The 16,314-nt window shown below is 65.1% G+C and carries 19 protein-coding genes; 12 read left to right on the top strand and 7 right to left on the bottom strand.

Annotated features, from left to right (window positions below):
* Positions 1-2: 2 nt before the first annotated feature.
* Together J1N60_RS18490 and J1N60_RS18485 are read left to right on the top strand one after the other, a co-directional pair.
* Positions 3-365, top strand: a complete 363-nt coding sequence (locus tag J1N60_RS18490) for a DUF7344 domain-containing protein (RefSeq protein WP_312909419.1) — start codon at positions 3-5, stop codon at positions 363-365.
* 170 nt (positions 366-535) lie between these two features.
* Complete coding sequence (locus J1N60_RS18485; RefSeq protein ID WP_312909418.1) at positions 536-1,021, top strand: DUF7321 family protein; 486 nt, start codon at positions 536-538, stop codon at positions 1,019-1,021.
* A 17-nt stretch (positions 1,022-1,038) separates the two neighbouring features.
* Here the strand turns inward: J1N60_RS18485 and J1N60_RS18480 are convergent, their stop codons facing one another.
* Positions 1,039-1,326, bottom strand: coding sequence for a GYD domain-containing protein (locus J1N60_RS18480; RefSeq protein ID WP_312909417.1), 288 nt, complete (start codon positions 1,324-1,326; stop codon positions 1,039-1,041).
* Between the two features lie 118 nt (positions 1,327-1,444).
* Here J1N60_RS18480 and pyk point away from each other — a divergent pair, with 118 nt between their 5' ends.
* The 5 genes from pyk to J1N60_RS18455 all read left to right on the top strand — a co-directional run bounded on the left by pyk (position 1,445) and on the right by J1N60_RS18455 (position 6,241).
* A complete protein-coding gene (pyk, locus tag J1N60_RS18475) occupies positions 1,445-3,202 on the top strand; it encodes a pyruvate kinase (RefSeq protein ID WP_312909416.1) in 1,758 nt (585 codons plus the stop codon).
* A gap of 72 nt (positions 3,203-3,274) precedes the next feature.
* Complete coding sequence (locus J1N60_RS18470) at positions 3,275-3,661, top strand: DUF7312 domain-containing protein (protein WP_312909415.1); 387 nt, start codon at positions 3,275-3,277, stop codon at positions 3,659-3,661.
* A gap of 50 nt (positions 3,662-3,711) precedes the next feature.
* Positions 3,712-4,284: an NfeD family protein gene (locus tag J1N60_RS18465; protein WP_312909414.1), complete on the top strand. Its 573-nt coding sequence runs from the start codon at positions 3,712-3,714 to the stop codon at positions 4,282-4,284.
* A 57-nt stretch (positions 4,285-4,341) separates the two neighbouring features.
* A complete protein-coding gene (locus J1N60_RS18460) occupies positions 4,342-5,499 on the top strand; it encodes an SPFH domain-containing protein (RefSeq protein WP_312909413.1) in 1,158 nt (385 codons plus the stop codon).
* A 124-nt stretch (positions 5,500-5,623) separates the two neighbouring features.
* Positions 5,624-6,241, top strand: coding sequence for a winged helix-turn-helix transcriptional regulator (locus J1N60_RS18455; RefSeq protein WP_312909412.1), 618 nt, complete (start codon positions 5,624-5,626; stop codon positions 6,239-6,241).
* Between the two features lie 160 nt (positions 6,242-6,401).
* Here J1N60_RS18455 and J1N60_RS18450 read toward each other — a convergent pair whose 3' ends face one another.
* Together J1N60_RS18450 and yjjX are read right to left on the bottom strand one after the other, a co-directional pair.
* Positions 6,402-6,635, bottom strand: a complete 234-nt coding sequence (locus J1N60_RS18450; RefSeq protein ID WP_253429557.1) for a DUF7123 family protein — start codon at positions 6,633-6,635, stop codon at positions 6,402-6,404.
* Positions 6,636-6,905: 270 nt separating this feature from the next.
* A complete protein-coding gene (yjjX, locus tag J1N60_RS18445; protein WP_312909411.1) occupies positions 6,906-7,421 on the bottom strand; it encodes an inosine/xanthosine triphosphatase in 516 nt (171 codons plus the stop codon).
* A 232-nt stretch (positions 7,422-7,653) separates the two neighbouring features.
* Here yjjX and J1N60_RS18440 point away from each other — a divergent pair, with 232 nt between their 5' ends.
* The 3 genes from J1N60_RS18440 (at position 7,654) to J1N60_RS18430 (ending at position 9,980) form a co-directional block, all read left to right on the top strand.
* Complete coding sequence (locus tag J1N60_RS18440; RefSeq protein WP_312909410.1) at positions 7,654-8,640, top strand: transcription initiation factor IIB; 987 nt, start codon at positions 7,654-7,656, stop codon at positions 8,638-8,640.
* Between the two features lie 96 nt (positions 8,641-8,736).
* Entirely contained in the window at positions 8,737-9,468 is a 732-nt protein-coding gene (locus J1N60_RS18435) for a type I 3-dehydroquinate dehydratase (RefSeq protein ID WP_312909409.1), read from the top strand.
* 107 nt (positions 9,469-9,575) lie between these two features.
* A complete protein-coding gene (locus J1N60_RS18430; protein ID WP_312909408.1) occupies positions 9,576-9,980 on the top strand; it encodes a DUF7575 domain-containing protein in 405 nt (134 codons plus the stop codon).
* A gap of 15 nt (positions 9,981-9,995) precedes the next feature.
* Here J1N60_RS18430 and J1N60_RS18425 read toward each other — a convergent pair whose 3' ends face one another.
* Entirely contained in the window at positions 9,996-11,174 is a 1,179-nt protein-coding gene (locus J1N60_RS18425) for a 3-dehydroquinate synthase II (protein ID WP_312909407.1), read from the bottom strand.
* A gap of 214 nt (positions 11,175-11,388) precedes the next feature.
* Here J1N60_RS18425 and J1N60_RS18420 point away from each other — a divergent pair, with 214 nt between their 5' ends.
* Positions 11,389-11,991 (top strand): hypothetical protein, encoded by a 603-nt coding sequence (locus J1N60_RS18420; RefSeq protein ID WP_312909406.1) that lies wholly within the window; start codon positions 11,389-11,391, stop codon positions 11,989-11,991.
* Positions 11,992-12,003: 12 nt separating this feature from the next.
* On the opposite strand, the gene J1N60_RS18415 is transcribed toward J1N60_RS18420, so the two are convergent.
* From J1N60_RS18415 to gdhB, 3 genes are all read right to left on the bottom strand, one after another.
* Complete coding sequence (locus J1N60_RS18415) at positions 12,004-13,260, bottom strand: Glu/Leu/Phe/Val family dehydrogenase (protein ID WP_312909405.1); 1,257 nt, start codon at positions 13,258-13,260, stop codon at positions 12,004-12,006.
* 130 nt (positions 13,261-13,390) lie between these two features.
* The gene (locus J1N60_RS18410; RefSeq protein ID WP_312909404.1) at positions 13,391-14,290 is read right to left on the bottom strand and encodes an HpcH/HpaI aldolase/citrate lyase family protein; all 900 of its coding nucleotides are present in this window, start codon (positions 14,288-14,290) and stop codon (positions 13,391-13,393) included.
* Positions 14,291-14,333: 43 nt separating this feature from the next.
* The gene (gdhB, locus tag J1N60_RS18405) at positions 14,334-15,620 is read right to left on the bottom strand and encodes a glutamate dehydrogenase GdhB (RefSeq protein ID WP_312909403.1); all 1,287 of its coding nucleotides are present in this window, start codon (positions 15,618-15,620) and stop codon (positions 14,334-14,336) included.
* A gap of 235 nt (positions 15,621-15,855) precedes the next feature.
* Between gdhB and J1N60_RS18400 the strand changes: the two genes are divergently transcribed.
* The gene (locus tag J1N60_RS18400) at positions 15,856-16,314 is read left to right on the top strand and encodes a MaoC family dehydratase (protein WP_312909402.1); all 459 of its coding nucleotides are present in this window, start codon (positions 15,856-15,858) and stop codon (positions 16,312-16,314) included.

Below are 16,314 nucleotides of genomic sequence, written 5' to 3'. Positions count from 1 at the left end.
CCATGTCGAGACCAACCCTCGAGGACGAATTCGACCCCGAGACAATCGACGACCTGCAATCAATACTCTCGAACGGGTACACCCGTGGAGTGATAGACTATTTCCACCGCTGCACCGACGACGTCGCCTCGCTCGACGAACTCGCTAACTACGTCGTCGACGCTCAGTTCGACTGCGCGGCGGAATCGCCGCGAGATGCCGCGATCTACCTGCACCACGCCGGACTCCCGAAATTAGCCGACGTTGGGCTCCTCGAGTACGACGAGCGGAGCAACCACGTCAGACGGCGGGACCACCCCGTGCTCGAGGCGTCCAGGGCATTCCGCGAGTACGCCGAGTTCGACGACAACGCCGGCGTCGCATAACGGTGTTTCCGCCCCGCGAGGCGACGTTTCACACCCGGTGAACGCACGTTTCGTTCACGAAGGTCGGAATCGACCTCCCTCTCGAGGGCCCTGAATTCGACGAGTCAACCCCCGCCCACGCCCCGGAACGCTTTCGCTTCGTTTATTCGTTCACTCTCCCGACGTCCAGTATGGTCTCTGAGCTGGCGACGGCCACCGTCGCGCTCGTGATGGTCACCGCCAGTTTCCCCTTCTACCTCTACGGCGCCTGGATCATGATCGACGCGGAGATTGTCACCTGGGACGTCCTCGTCTATCACCTGAAGGTCATCGCCGTGGGTCTGGTCCTGAACACGATTCCCGTCCTCCTCTGGATGGCACCGCGGGTGCTCGAGCAGATAAGCGGGCTAGCGGCCGTGCACGCGTTCTTCGGGCTCCAGGCGTACGCGATGTTACTCGTCGCGCTGACCGGCATCGTTCGTATCCTCCAGGTCAAACTTACCCACGACGTCTACGGCAACCCCGACCAGGACGTCGACCTCGACGACCTCCACGAGCACATGGGTGCCTGGCGACGGCGACTTCGCGTGGGCGTCTTCGGCTACGTGTTCTTCTGGCTGGTGGCATACCTGCTCGGGGTGGTTCGCTATCTCCTCCGATACGACGTGTTCCGGTGACCAGGGGCGGCGCGTACTCAGATCTCGTCGACGATCGACGCGAAGTCGTCGGTGTCGAGAATCTCCATCGTCTCGCAGTCCAGGCCGTGTCGGTGGAGGGTCAGTGCTGACGTAAACGCCTTCTCGTGGTCCGGTGCCTCGAAGATGACCAGGAAGTCGTGACTGCCGAGGACGGCGTAGGAATCCTTGAGTTCAGCGTTGTGTTCTTCGAACTCCGACTGCACCTCGCCCCAGATCGACGCGAGTTCCTGTGCGTTCTGGACGTCGCGGTCGCCGACGTCGACGAACGATGCGTAGAGCGGCATGTGTCCGACCACCTTCTCGCGGAAGAAAACCGTTTGGCAGGCAGGTGCCACCGCGACCGCCCCGTCGACCGTCGTCGAGGACGCACCTTTTTTCACAGCGCTCGGCCAACGGTCGGCCATGCGAAACGCGAAGATCGTCTGTACCCTGGGGCCGGCGACGAACAGTCGCTCGGCTATCCGAGAGCTCTCGGAGGCGGGGATGTCCGTCGCCCGGTTGAACGCCAGCCACGGCTCGCTCGAGGACCGCGCGGAGTTGATCGACCGGGTTCGACGCGTCGACGAGGCGACGCCAAGCCCCGTCGCCGTGATGCTCGACACGAAGGGGCCGGAGATTCGAACGGCGCCGCTCCCCGGTGGGGAGACGGTGACCCTCGAGACCGGGAGCGAGGTTCGGTTCGTCGAAGGGACGAACGCCTCCGCCGAGGAAGTCGGCCTCTCCGTGCCGCTCACCAGCGTTGAACCCGGCGACCGAATCCTGCTGGACGACGGATTGATCGAGACGACCGTCATCGGAGTGGACGGGGAGGCGGTCCTCGCCCGCGTCGAGACCGGCGGCGAACTCGGCGGACGAAAGGGGGTCAACCTGCCGGGCGTCGCCCTCGACCTCGACGTCGTCACCGAGAAGGATCGGCGCGACCTCGAGCTGGCCGCCGAGAAGGAGGTCGACTTCGTCGCGGCGAGTTTCGTCCGTGACGCCGACGACGTCTATGAGGTCAGCGAGACCCTCGAGTCCTTCGGCGCCGAGATTCCGATCATCTCGAAGATCGAACGCGCGGGCGCGGTCGAGAATCTCGACGAAATCATCGAGGCCTCCTACGGGATCATGGTCGCCCGCGGGGACCTGGGCGTCGAGTGTCCGATGGAGGACGTCCCGATGATCCAGAAGCGAATCATCCGGAAGGCGAAAAACGCGGGCCGGCCGGTCATCACGGCGACGGAGATGCTCGACTCGATGGTTCACTCCCGCCGACCGACGCGGGCGGAGGCCTCCGACGTGGCGAACGCGGTCCTCGACGGGACCGACGCGGTCATGCTCTCGGCCGAAACCGCCGTCGGCGACCACCCGACGGCCGTCGTCGAGGCCATGGACAGCATCATCCGCCAGGTCGAACGGTCGGGTGAGTACGCCGAACTGCTCGAGCAACGTGTGCCGACCGCCGGCGAGGCCCGGACCGACGCGCTGGCCCGTTCGGCGCGATACTTGGCGCGCGACATCGGCGCCGACGCCGTCGTCGCGGCGACCGAATCCGGCTACACGGCGCTGAAGACGGCGAAGTACCGGCCCGGTGTCCCCGTGGTCGCCTCGACGCCGAGCCACCGCGTCCGACGCCAACTCGCGCTTTCCTGGGGGGTGACGCCGCTCTACGCCAGCGTCTCGGACCAGGGGGCCGACGCCGTCGTCTCGCGGGCGGTTCAGTCGGCGCTCGACGCCGGGGTCGCCGAGAGCGGCGACACCGTGGTCGTCCTCTGTGGCATGATGACCGAACTCGAGGGTGCGAATACGACGAACATGATGAAGGTTCACGTCGCGGCGGACGCTCTCGAGACGGGACGCGTGGTCGTCGACGGTCGTGCGACGGGTCCGATCGCCCGCGTCACCGACGGCGACCTCGAGGCCATTCCCGATGGCGCGATCATCGCCCTTTCTGCGGACTTCGACGCCGAGTTCACCGGTGACGTCGGGAAGATCGGCGGCATCGTCGACGCCAGACCGGGCATGACGGGGTATCCGGCCCTCATCGCACGCGAAACGGGCGTCCCGATGGTGAGCGACGCCGACGTCACCGACCTCGAGGACGGGCGGACGGTGACGATCGACGGCGAGCGGGGCGTCGTCTACGATGGCGACGTTCGCGGACGGTCGGTGCGGGACTAGGTCGGATCGACGTCGAGAACGAAGCGAGGAGTCGAACCGCGGCTTTTTGCCTGCAGCGACCGAAGACGGGGTATGGACGACAGGGAATCGGATCGCGGCTCGGACCGATCGAGCGAGCGGGACGAGCGTGCGCAGGCCGGACCCGATGGACTCGAGCGAGGAGGCGACAGGGACGGCGACGCCAGCGGCGAAAACGAAAACGAAAGCGAAGACGAAGACGTGTGGGGCCGCATTCCCATCTCGAACCCGGCCTCGCGACGGCAGCGAACCGAGGACGACGACGCCGTCGATCCCGGCGATTCTGTCGCCTCTGGCGATCCGTCCGCCTCCGAACCCGAGCCCAACAGCCAGCCGGTCCGCTCGGGCGATCCGTCGCTCGAGGGCGCCGTCTTCGTGCTGCTCGGGGCGATCGCCATGATGCTCGTGATGGTGAGACTCGGCTCGATCTTCGCCATCTGAGTCGCCAGCCGCGGTAAACCTTTAATCGGACTGAGACCTAACCCTCACGCATGGTCGAATTCCTCGTCGACAATCTCCCCGTGGTGCTCCTGGCGGCCGGGCTCGGATTGATGGTGCTCGAGGCGATCTCACCGGGCGCACACCTCATCGTCATCGGCGTCGCCCTCGCCGGCGCAGGGCTCGTCGGGATGCTTCTCCCCCTGACGCTCAGCCCGTTCGTCCTCGTCGCGTTGACGCTGGTCATCGGCGTAATCGCGACGTACGTTTACCGCGAGTTCGACTTCTACGGCGGAAAGGGAACGGCCCAGACCCGTGACTCGGATTCGCTCGCGGGGTCGACCGGCTACGTCACCAAAACGGTCACGAACCGGAGCGGCGAGGTCAAACTCGAGGACGGCGGGTTCGCCCCGTACTACTCCGCACGCTCACACGACGGGACGATTGAGGAGGGCGAGGAGATCATCGTCCTGGACCCCGGCGGCGGGAACGTCCTGACCGTGGCGTCGCTCGAGGCGCTCGAGACCGACAGCATCGACCGGGAACTGGCCCGGGAAGCCAGGCGGGCGGACGCCGAAAATTCCTCGTCTCGAGATACCGTCTCCGAGACGGAAGGGTCAGGCTGAAAAAAATGTTAGCGAAATAAGGGAACGCTTTTAGTCCCGCCGACATAAGTTCCGCGTATGGTTCCGGAGCTGATACTCGCACAAGCGGCAACGGTTGGGCTCTTCATCGGCGCCCTCCTCCTGATCGTAGTCCTCGCGGCGCTCCTGAGTGCCATCGAGATCGTCAACGCGTACGAAAAGCGCGCGCTGACGGTCTTCGGGGAATACCGAAAACTGCTCGAGCCCGGTATCAACGTGATTCCGCCGTTCGTCTCCCAGACGTACACGTTCGACATGCGGACCCAGACGCTCGACGTCCCACGCCAAGAGGCGATCACGCGCGACAACTCGCCGGTGACCGCCGATGCCGTCGTCTACATCCGCGTTATGGACGCCAAAAAGGCGTTTCTCGAAGTCGACAACTACAAGACCGCCGTCTCGAACCTCGCCCAGACCACCCTGCGGGCCGTGCTGGGCGACATGGAACTCGACGAGACGCTGAACAAGCGCCAGGCGATCAACGCACGCATCCGTACGGAACTCGACGAACCCACCGACGAGTGGGGGATCCGCGTCGAGTCCGTCGAGGTCCGCGAGGTCAATCCCTCGAAGGACGTCCAGCGCGCGATGGAACAACAGACCTCCGCTGAGCGGAAACGCCGTGCCATGATCCTCGAGGCCCAGGGTGAACGTCGCAGTGCCGTCGAGAAGGCCGAAGGTGACAAACAGAGCCAGATCATCCGCGCACAGGGTGAAAAGCAGAGCCAGATTCTCGAGGCCCAGGGTGATTCCATTTCGACCGTCCTTCGTGCCCGCTCGGCCGAGTCGATGGGCGAGCGCGCCGTCATCGACAAAGGTCTGGAGACGCTCGCGGAAATCGGTCAGAGCGACTCGACGACGTTTGTCCTGCCACAGGAGCTGTCCTCGATGGTCGGGCGCTACGGCAAGCACCTCACCGGCAGCGACGTGAAAGCCGACGGCGAGAGCCTCGATAGCCTCGAGTTCGACGAGGAGACGCGCGAACTCATCGGCCTCGACGACATCGCCGAGATCATCGGCGAGATTGACCAGGAAGCCGAGATGGATCTCGAGGCGATGGAACAGCAGGCCCAGGCGATCAAGGAAGGGAAGGACACTGGGGCGATCTCAGAGGCCGAAACCGAGGAGAGCATCGGCGGAATCGACAAGGACTTCGACTCCTCGAGTGAGGAGCCGACATCGCCGGAAAACGACTGAGTCGAATAAGACGTCTCGGTCGACGGCTTTCGTCGGCTAGGTGTGAACACCGCTCGATTTTCTCTACACGCGGTGGAGCGAAACGCGTTTTACCCTCCGCCACTTTTCAAACGATACGCAGCATATGACGGGTTCCGATGGGGTCGACGAGAAGAAACGAGCCACGCTTCGGCGGTTCGCCGCCGTCGGCGCGGCCTCGCCGCTCACGCGGTTTTCGGAGTCAGCCGCCGTCGACACGGGCGAGAGCGACGCCCGAGACGCCATCGTCGGCTACCTCTCGACGACCCCCGGTGCCCACTTCTCGAAGGTCAGAGACGACCTCCAGCTCGGAACCGGCGAGACCCAGCACCACCTGCGCCGGCTCGAGGACCTGGACCTCGTCGAATCCTACAGCGACGGCGACTACAAGCGGTTCGTCCCCGCCGCCCGGTTCGACGGCTTCGAGAAGAACGCCCTCGGATATCTCCGGCGAGCGACCCCGCGAGGCATGCTCGTCGAACTCCTCTCGAATCCGGACGCGACGGCGAGTGACCTTGCGGCCGCCCTCGAGGTGTCCCCGCCGACGGTGAGCAAGTACGCGGGCGAACTCGAGGAGGCCGGTTTGCTCTCTCGGGAAGACGGGTACGCGGTCGAACGACCCGAAACCGTCCTGTTGTTGCTCGTTCGCTACGCCGATTCGTTCGGCGAACGAGCGGTGACGCTGGCGCGGGACGCGGACGCGTTGATCAGCTACGACGGGTAGCCCGAACGGAGCTACGACTGGGGTGGTATTGATGGCTCAGTTTCGGTTTCTGTTTCGATTTCCGGTTTCGAGAGGCAATCACTCAACGAGAGACGCCGTTTTCGGTACGTAAATACAGGCAAGATGGCGTAAAAATCGATCGACTGCTAACCGAGCCCAGTTACAGAAGCACTTTCCAGGTCGTACTCGAGGAGTAGCCCCACTTCTCGATCTCGATGTCGTAATCGCCGTCCTGGATCGCCGTGATGTTCGCACCGACTTCCTTCGCGGTCATCCCGAGTTCCTCGCCGATTAACCGGGACTTGAAGTACGTCTTGGTCGCAGCGTGTTCGCGGAGGTACCGCAGGATACGGGTTTGTTTGCTCGTGAGGTCGGCGGCGACTGCTGTGCTCATACTGCCCCCGAGTACCGGTGTCGACTTAGGGGGTTTGGTACACCCGGTTAACCCGTTGCAGTCTCTCGGTTTTTGGGTCGGTAAACCGGCCACTACTCCACCCGGCGGTCGCTCTTGGTACGGCCGGTTAATACGTTCTTTTACGTGACGATCACCGGTAATTGAACGATACCCCCGTTCTCGAAGGGGGTGTCGGCTGTCGAGTTAGTCGGTAAACCGACTCGAACGTTTCGAGAGTACGAGAGCGACGGGTAATCGTGGCTTATCCGACTACTCGTAGTACGGCGTCACGAACGGCCCTGCGGCACAGGAGACGGCAGCCGCGAGCGCAGTCGTTCGGTCGGTCAGTCCATCAGTGAGCGCGCCAGCGGCGCCCTCGGTTTCGGCGATGTCGGTCGTTCCCAGCAGGTCGTTCATCACGGGTCCGAGTTCGGCGCCTCGCTCGAGACGCTCGGCGACGACGGCCGGGAGTCGAAGGCTGGGTCCGCTTCCGAGGCCGACTCGTTCGCCGTCCGTGACGGCCGCCCACATGATCAGGAACAGGCCGTCAGTACCGTCGATTCGGGCGACGCCGCCCTCCAGGCCGACGCCCCAGTCGGCGTCGGACCGCTCGAGGGCGCGCCTCGCTCGCGTTTTCGCCCCGGTGACGGTCTCGCGCTGGCCGGTCGGTTGTTCGGACACGCTGGAGTCGACGGCGACGCCGAAAACGGACGGATCGTACCGCTCGAGGGCGCGTTCGGTAGCCTGGACTTTGACCGGGTTCGTGCTGCCCACGGCGACGTGCATTGGCTCGACGGTGGCGTTCGGCGCCTAAAGCCGGTCCGAAAATCGTGCGAGTGGGGCGCACGAACGTATTTTAATGTTTGGATTGATAATGCCATTTCCGACGAATAACCAGGTTCTGCGCACTCTCGGTATATGCTTTCGAAACGTTTATATACAACACCTCTGAACCCAGTAGGTAACGAATCCGTCCGAGCTTTTCCGATTTCGTTCGGCCGGGGAGAGTTATCATCGTATGACAAACGCCCGACTATCCGCTAGAGCCCGACGCACCGAGTCCGAGACCGAAACTGAATCCGAATCCGAGGACGTCGCAGACAGCGAGCTCGCCTGTCCGGAGTGTGCCGGCCAGCTGGTCGTCGACGACGAACACGGCGAGACCATCTGTGAGGACTGCGGCCTCGTCGTCGAGGAAGATTCCGTCGATCGCGGGCCCGAGTGGCGCGCGTTCGACTCCGCCGAGAAGAACAAGAAGTCCCGCGTGGGTGCGCCCACGACGAACACGATGCACGACAAGGGTCTCTCGACCAACATCGACTGGCGAAACAAGGACGCCTACGGCAACTCCCTGGGCAGCCGCCAGCGAGAGAAGATGCAGCGCCTGCGCAAGTGGAACGAGCGCTTCCGCACCCGCGACAGCAAGGAGCGCAACCTCAAGCAGGCCCTCGGCGAGATCGACCGCATGGCCAGCGCACTCGGCCTCCCGAACAACGTTCGCGAGACCGCCAGCGTGATCTACCGACGGGCGCTCAACGAGGACCTCCTGCCCGGTCGATCCATCGAGGGCGTCTCCACCTCCTGTGTCTACGCCGCCGCCCGCCAGGCCGGCGTCCCGCGCAGCCTCGACGAGATCGCCGACGTCAGCCGTGTCGAGAAGAACGAAATCGCGCGCACCTACCGCTACGTCGTCCGCGAACTCGGCCTCGAGGTCCAACCGGCCGACCCCGAGAGCTACGTCCCCCGCTTCGCCTCGGGACTCGAACTGTCCGACGAGGCAGAACACCGCGCCCGCAGCCTCCTGCGAAACGCCAAGGAGAAGGGCGTCCACAGCGGCAAGTCGCCGGTCGGTCTCGCGGCCGCCGCGGTGTACGCCGCTGCCCTGTTGACCAACGAGAAGACCACCCAGGCAGCCGTCAGCGATGTCGCCGACATCTCCGAGGTCACGATCCGCAACCGTTACCACGAGTTACTCGAGGCCGAAGAGACGATCGGGATGGCCTGATCGCGGTTCCGGTTCCATTTCTCCCGTCTCGATTACCCAACGCGCGAGCATCGCCGCCGACGCGTCTTTTTTCTCCGTTCCCCTCGAGCGACGCACATGGACACGAACAGGGACGAGGACGAAGACGGAGGTGGGGACGAGAACAGGACCCTCGTGTTCGAGACGTTCACGCTCGCCGCCTCGACGGCCGATTTGAGCGAGGAGCCGGCGGCTCGAGGCCGTGCGGACTGTCTCGAGTTCCGGATGGACCTCGCCAACGCACCGGTCGCGGCGCTCGAGTCCTACGACGGCGAGTTGCCGATCCTGGCGACGAACCGGGCCGCCTGGGAGGGCGGCGAGGCCGACGACGAGGGGCGACTCGAGGCACTCACCGAGGCGATCACCGTCGAGGCCGTCGGGGCGGTCGACGTCGAACTCGAGTCGATACTCGCAGGGGAGGCGGACGAGCTGCTCGAAGTGACTCGCGAGCGCGGCGTCGCCGTCGTCGCCTCGACGCACGATTTCGAGGGGACGCCACCGCGATCCGAGCTAGTGCGAACGCTCACCGAAGCGGGGAAGTACGCCGACGTGGCGAAGCTGGCGGTGACGGCGGAGACGAACGCCGACGCACTGGCGTTGCTCTCGGCGACCGAACAGCTGACGGCGCACGGAGCGTCGGTCGCGACGATGGCGATGGGCGAGGTCGGTCGGCACACCCGGGCCGTGGCGCCGGTGTACGGCTCGAGGATCGGGTACGCGCCGGTCGACCCCGAGCAGGCGACCGCGCCGGGCCAGTACGACCTCGAGACGCTCTCGCGGCTTGTCGCGGCGCTCGAGTCGACGGACTGACGGCGTATTGATGGCGGTAGCGGGCCTAGCCTGAGATTCACGATTCACGCCTGAAACCTCGAGCGAAACCGGAATGTTAACGGAGTCGACACCGAACGCATACACGAATGACGCTGGTCCGTGCCCTCGTCGCCGCCGCGTGTTCGCTGCTGTTCCCCGGGATCGGCCACGCCGTGCTCCGCGAGTGGGTACGTGCCCTCTTCTTCTCGGGATTGTTCGTCACGGCCGTCGCGCTCTCGTTCTCGACGGACCAGCTGGCCGCGATGTCGTCGCTCGAGGGAACGTGGACGGTCGTGACCGAGGAGACGAGCGCGGTCGATCGGTTCGTCCTCGTGTCGATTGCCCTCTTCACGGCGACTGACGCGCTCTTTCGTGGGCTCGGGGCAATCGGCCGCGACGACGACGAGGGCCCGACCTGTCCCCACTGCGGCCGCCCGCTCGATACGGACCTCGAGTTCTGTCACTGGTGTACGACGCGTCTCGAGCCAGTGGAGCCGGATTCGACGCCGTAGCTCGAGTGGCGCTCGTCACTTCTCGATGATGCTCTCCTCGACGGCCTCCCCGAAGTGGCGCGCGGTGTCCTCGTAGTAGAGCAGGAGTTCGTCGCCGGCCGAGAGGTCGGTCACCGCTCGGCGCCCGTCCCTGGTCGCCACCTTGATCGTCTCGGCGTTCTGGAGGAGCGTTTCGATCCGGTCGCCGGAGCCGGTCTCGAGGGCGACCCGGAACATCGGGCGCTTCTCGATCTTTACTCGGCCGACGATGGCCTCGCGAGTGTGGCCGTTCGTGTCGACGACCTGTACTTCGTCGCCGCTGGTGAGTTCCGAGAGGTACTTCGTGCCGCCGTCGGGCGTCCGGACGTAGGCGTGGACGGCGCCCGCGTTGACCCGGAACGGACGGGAGGCGACGTACGGCGACTCGGCGGTCTCGGCGTGGACGAACACGAGGCCGCGGGCCATCGATCCGACGAGCATCCCTTCTTCGTGTTCGAACAGGTTTCCCGTGTCGACGCAGACCCGGTCGGCCGAGCCGACGGGTTCGATCTCGACGACGGTGCCCCACTCGAGGTCGAGCGATTCGCGTTCGGCCTCGTCTCGAACCTCGACGGTCCGGCGAATTTCGTCGGGATCGTCCGAATCGAGCAGGACGGCGTCGGCGCCGCGCTCGAGGGTCTCGAACGCGGTTTTGGCCTCCGCGGCGTCCGTGACGCCCGCCACGAGGGTCGTCTCGTCGCCGATCCGGGCGATCAGGTTCTCGAGGGGGATGATCGTCCAGTCGTCGCCGATGACGATGGTGTACTCCGCGGTCTCGGCGGCGGCTTCCGCGAACGACTCGTAGTCCGTCCCGAGGATACGAACGTAGGCCGCCTGGTCGACGGCGCCGTTTCGACGCAGCGTCGAGAGGTCGGCCGACCCCGAGAAGTCGTTGGGGAGGTCGATCGTGCCGTCGCCCTCGCCGTCTTTGCCGGTGACGTAGGCGTCCGGCCGTTCCTCGCGCTCCTGGTTCTCGGCGTCGTCGATCAACGTCACGTCGCCGTCGGTTCGAAAGGCGGCGATCGAGACTTCGCCCAGCTCGCGCACGCGGGCGACGTCGTCCTCGTCGACCAGTACCCAGTCGGCGCCGGCCTCGAGGGCGGCGGTGATCCGTCTTCGGCGGGCGTCCCAGTCGCCGACGGTGCCGTCGGCTTTCACCCAGACTGCTCTCGTCATGGCTCCACCCTCGAAGGGAACTGGCTTCAACGTGGCGGATTCGTCAGTGCTCGCCGTCGCTCGCTGTCACGGTCATGGTGATCGTTGCTGGTCGAGTCGAGACGGGCTATCCGAATGCGTTGGATTATGATGAAGGTAAGAAAGTATCGATAGTTACGATGGTAACGATACTATCACAGATGTCAATAATATACGGTAGAAACGAGATGGAGATATGCTGTGGAATACCGAATCGGTGCCCACGGACGACTCGACCGTCGAACGCATCAGCCGGGACCTGGGGTGTGCCGGCGTCGCCGACGACGCTCGAGCTGTCGTCGCCCGCGCCGAAGCGGTACTCGGGTACCAGTACGATCGCGAGGTGTTGACCGTCGCCGCGCTTTCACTGCTCACCCGCCGCAGCCGGGATTCGCGTCCGCCCCTCGAGCGAGCGGCCGTCTGCGAAACGCTCGCGATGGACCCCGAAACGGTCGCCGAGGCCGAAGCCGTCCTCGCGGCGACCCTCCAGTCCCCCGCTGACGAAACCGACATTCGCGCCCTCCGACGGACGGTCATCACCCTCCAGGAACTCCTCTCCGCGGTCGAGGCCGGTCGCTCGTGTGCCCCCTATCGGCCGGGTTCGAACCTGGTCGGACTCGATCCCGAGCTGGCGAGGCTCCTCGAACAGTCCCTCGACGAACTCGACGCCGACGCCCTCGAACGCCACCTCGAGCGACTCGAGACGGACCTCGAGATGGCGCGACTGGGTGTCGAGCTGTACGCGTTGCTCGAGGGTGACACGGAATCGGCGGACGACGAGGGCGACGAGAACGACTAGCAGAACCGAACGTCAGGGGAAGGTACCGCCTTCCTCGAACGCGTTGACGACCCGTTGCATAGCAACGACGTAGGCCGCCGTCCGGAAGTTCTCGAGGTCGTTCGCCTCGTAGGCGCTCGTCAACTCGTCGAAGGCATCGACGATCACCGTCTCGAGTTCGTCGTTGACCCGTTCTTCGGACCAGTAGAACCGCTGGCGGTTCTGCACCCACTCGAAGTACGAGACGGTGACGCCGCCGGCGTTCGCGAGGATGTCGGGGATGACGTGGACGTCGCGCTCGGCCAGTACGTCGTCGGCGCCCGGCGTCAGCGGTCCGTTCGCGGCTTCGACGATCAGGTCGGCCTCGACGTCGTGGGCGAGGTCCTCGTCGATTGCGTTCTCGAGGGCGGCCGGGATCAACACGTCGACCTCGAGCGTGAGCAGGTCCTCGTTCGAGAACTCCTCGTCGGCGTCCTCGTACCCATCGACGGTTCCGGTCTCGTTCTTGAACGTCTTGACGGCCGCCGTGTCGAAGCCGTCCTCGGCGTAGATCGCCCCGCTCGAGTCCGAGACGGCGACGACACTCGCTCCGAGTTCCTCGAGCAGGTTCGCGGCGATCCAGCCGGCGTTGCCGTACCCCTGTACCGCCACGGTGGCGCCCTCGATGTCCCGACCGAGGTAGTCGTAGGCCTCGCGGGTCGCGAGCATCGTCGAGCGCCCCGTCGCCTCGACGCGGCCCTCGCTGCCGCCCGACTCGAGCGCTTTTCCGGTAATTACACCCGGTTCGGTCGTGTTCTCGAGGGTCTCGTAGGTGTCCTTGATCCAGTTCATCTCGCGCTGGCCAGTGTTCACGTCGGGGGCCGGAATGTCCCGATCCTCGCCGATGAACGGGCGCAGTTCCGTCGCGAACGCGCGCGTGATCCGCTCGAGTTCGCTCGCCGAGTAGTCGGCGGGGTCGATGACGATGCCTCCCTTCCCGCCGCCGTAGGGGATGTTGACGACGGCACACTTGTAGGCCATCCAGCCCGAGAGCGCCTTCACCTCGTCGCGGGTGACGCCGGGGTGATAGCGGATGCCACCCTTGTACGGCCCGCGGTCGCCGTTGAACTGCGACCGGAACGCTTTGAATCGCTCGAGCGTGCCGTCGTCGAGTTCCACGGTGAGGTTCGTCTCGAGGACTCGCTCGGGGTGTTTGAGTCGGTCGAGCACGTCGTCACCGATTTCGAGGTGGGCCGCGGCGTCGTCGATCTGTGACTGGAGGCTCTCGAATGGATTCGCGGACTCAGTCATACGGTCATATTCTGGTGAAGCCGGTAAAAGCGCGTCGACAAGGGTGAATATTAGGCGAGAAGACTGTGCTCGCTACCGAACCGAACCCTCCGTCGACGGAACGGCGCCTGTACGTGCACCCGAGACGGAATCACTCGCCGCCGTCGGAATCGGCCGCAGCCTCCGCACGCTCGAGGATTCGTTCGGCCTGGGCGATCAGCGGGGCGTCGATCATCTGCCCGTTAACCTCGAAGACCCCTCGACCGTCCGCGTCGGCCTCGCGTTTGCCCTCCAGGACGGCCTCGGCCCACTCGACGTCCGCGGGTTCGGGGGTGAACGCCTCGTTGATCGGCTCGACCTGGGCCGGGTGGATCGCCATCTTTCCGTCGTACCCCAGTTGAATGGCGAACTCGGTTTCCTCGACCAGGCCGCGCTCGTCGCCGAAGTCGGTGTAGACGGTGTCGATCGCGTCGACGCCGTTCGCCGCCGCGGCGATTACCACGCGCTCGCGAGCGTAGAGCACCTCGAGGCCCTCGTCGGTCCGGGTCGCACCGATGTCCGCCGAGAGGTCCTCGGCGCCGAAGACGAGGGCATCGGTCGCCGGCGCCGCAGCGACGTCGGGTGCGTTCAGGACGCCGCCAGCAGTTTCGATCAGCGCCAGAATCGGGACGGAGGCGTCGTGCGCCTCTAGTCCGCCCGCCAGCCGGTCGACGTCCGTCGCCGACTCGACTTTCGGCTGCATGATGGCGTCGAGTCGCGGATTTCTATCCGCGTCGTCATTGTCACCGGCACCGCCACCGTCACCGAGGATGGCCTCGAGGTCCGCTCGCGCCTGATCCGGCGCGGCGTTGACTCGCATACACACCTCGCAGTCGGGATCGAAGTCCGGGTCGGTGAGTACCTCGCGAACGGTCGTCCGCGCCTCGGCGATCCGAGCGGGTGAGACGGCGTCCTCGAGGTCGAAGACGAGGACGTCGGCGCCGGCGGTCGGCGCTTTGCGTAGCATCTCGGGTCGATCGCCGGGCGTGAACAGGACGCTTCGACGTGTCATACCTACCGTTTCGAAGAGAAAGAACGTGAATCTGCGGATCCGGTCAGGGCCAGAGGCCGCGAGCGTCGTGGGCCTCGGCGATCCGCTTGAGAGCGACGATGTACGCGGCGTCGCGCCAGGTGACGTCGTGAGCTTCGTACTCCGTTCGCACGGCGTTCCAGGCCTGGAGCATCTCGGTCTCGAGTTCGTCGTGGACGCGCTCGAGCGACCAGGCGCGCCGGTTCGTGTTCTGGAGCCACTCGAAGTACGAGACGGTGACGCCGCCGGCGTTCGCGAGGATGTCGGGGATCACCGGAATCTCGCGTTGCTCGAAGACCGAGTCCGCTCGCGAAGTGGTCGGCCCGTTGGCACCCTCGACGATCATGTTTGCCTGGATGTCGTTGGCGTTGTCGGCCGTCAGGACGTTTCCGATCGCTGCGGGGATCAGGACGTCGACGTCCAGTTCGAGTAGTTCGGCGTTAGTGAGCTGTTCGGGGGCGTCATACCCCGAGACCATTCCGGGACGGGCGTCGTGGTCCTCGACGTCGTTTGTGTCGAGTCCGTCGGGGTCGTAGATCGCCCCGTCGACGTCGCTGACGGCGACGACGCTGGCGCCGTGGTCGTCGAGGTAGCGTGCGGCGGGGGCGCCGACGCTCCCGAAGCCCTGGACGGCGACGGTCGTGTCCGTGATGTCCCAGCCGTAGTGTTCGATGGCCTTCTCGGCGACAATCCCGACGCTCCGTCCGGGTGCTTCCTCGCGTCCTTCGCTGCCACCGACGGCGGGGGGCTTCCCGGTGACGATTCCGGGCTGGGTCTCGCCTTCTTGCATCGAGTAGGCGTCCATGAACCACGCCATCATCTGCGGGTTCGTACCCATGTCCGGCGCGGGGATGTCCTTCATCGGCCCGATGACGGGGCGCAGCTCTTCTGCCAGGCGTCGCGTGAGTCGCTCTTCTTCCGTCTCGCTCAGATTCTTGGGATCGACGACGATGCCACCCTTGGCGCCGCCGAAGGGGAGATTCATGACGCCGCACTTCCAGGTCATCCACATCGAGAGCGCGACGCATTCCTCCTCGGAGACGTCCGGATGGTACCGGATACCGCCCTTGTAGGGGCCGCGAACGTCGTCGTGGTGGGCGCGGTAGCCGGTGAGGATCTCGGTCGTTCCGCTGTCGCGCTTGAGCGGAATCGCTACCCGGTAGACCGAGTCGGGGTGCCGGAGTCGCTCGATGATGCCGTCGTCGACGTCGAGGTGTGCAGCGGCACGCTCGAGTTGCGCGCGAGCGGTTTCGACGGCTGACTCTGCCTCAGATTCGCGTTCTGGTTCGGACGTGGATTCAGCGGTTACCATGGTATTTCTGGAAACGGACACGGTCCGGTCGCGGACGGTGTCTGGACCAACCCGTCGACGGCCCCGTCGAGAGCGGACGGGTGCGTCGACGCATTCGTTCGGATTTCCCGAGGCCGACGCTTAATCCTTGCTATTACTCCCTGGATTGGGCAATACTTGCACCCCGATTACGGCCACGGTGTCGACCAGGGATCGATCGGTGACATTTTACTCGCCCCCGTCGACGCTCGAGACGATGACTGGCCTGTACTACGAGGAGTTCGAGGTGGGCGAGACCATCGAACACGAGCGCCGGCGGACGATTTCCGAGGGCGACAACCAGCGGTTCTGCGATATGACGATGAACCAGCAGCCGTTGCACCTCGACGAAACCTTCGCTGCGGAGACCCAGTTCGGCGAACGACTGGTCAACGGCATCTACACGATGGCGCTGGCGGTCGGCATCTCGATTCCCGAGACGACGGACGGGACGATCGTCGCGAACCTGAGCTACGACGACGTCGAGCACCCGACGCCGGTGTTCCACGGGGACACGATCCGCGTCCAGTCGACGGTGACCGACAAACGAGAGACCAGCGACGGCGAGCGCGGCATCGTCACGATGAACGTCGAGGTTTTCAACCAGGACGACGACCTCGTGTGCTCGTTCTCCCGAACCGTCCTCTCGCTCAAGCGCGAGTTCGCGGACGACTAG

The sequence above is a fragment of the Natronosalvus caseinilyticus genome (assembly GCF_017357105.1).
Lineage (GTDB): Archaea > Halobacteriota > Halobacteria > Halobacteriales > Natrialbaceae > Natronosalvus > Natronosalvus caseinilyticus.
Note: the sequence above shows the minus strand (reverse complement) of the source record. Positions and strands in the feature narration are given on the sequence as shown.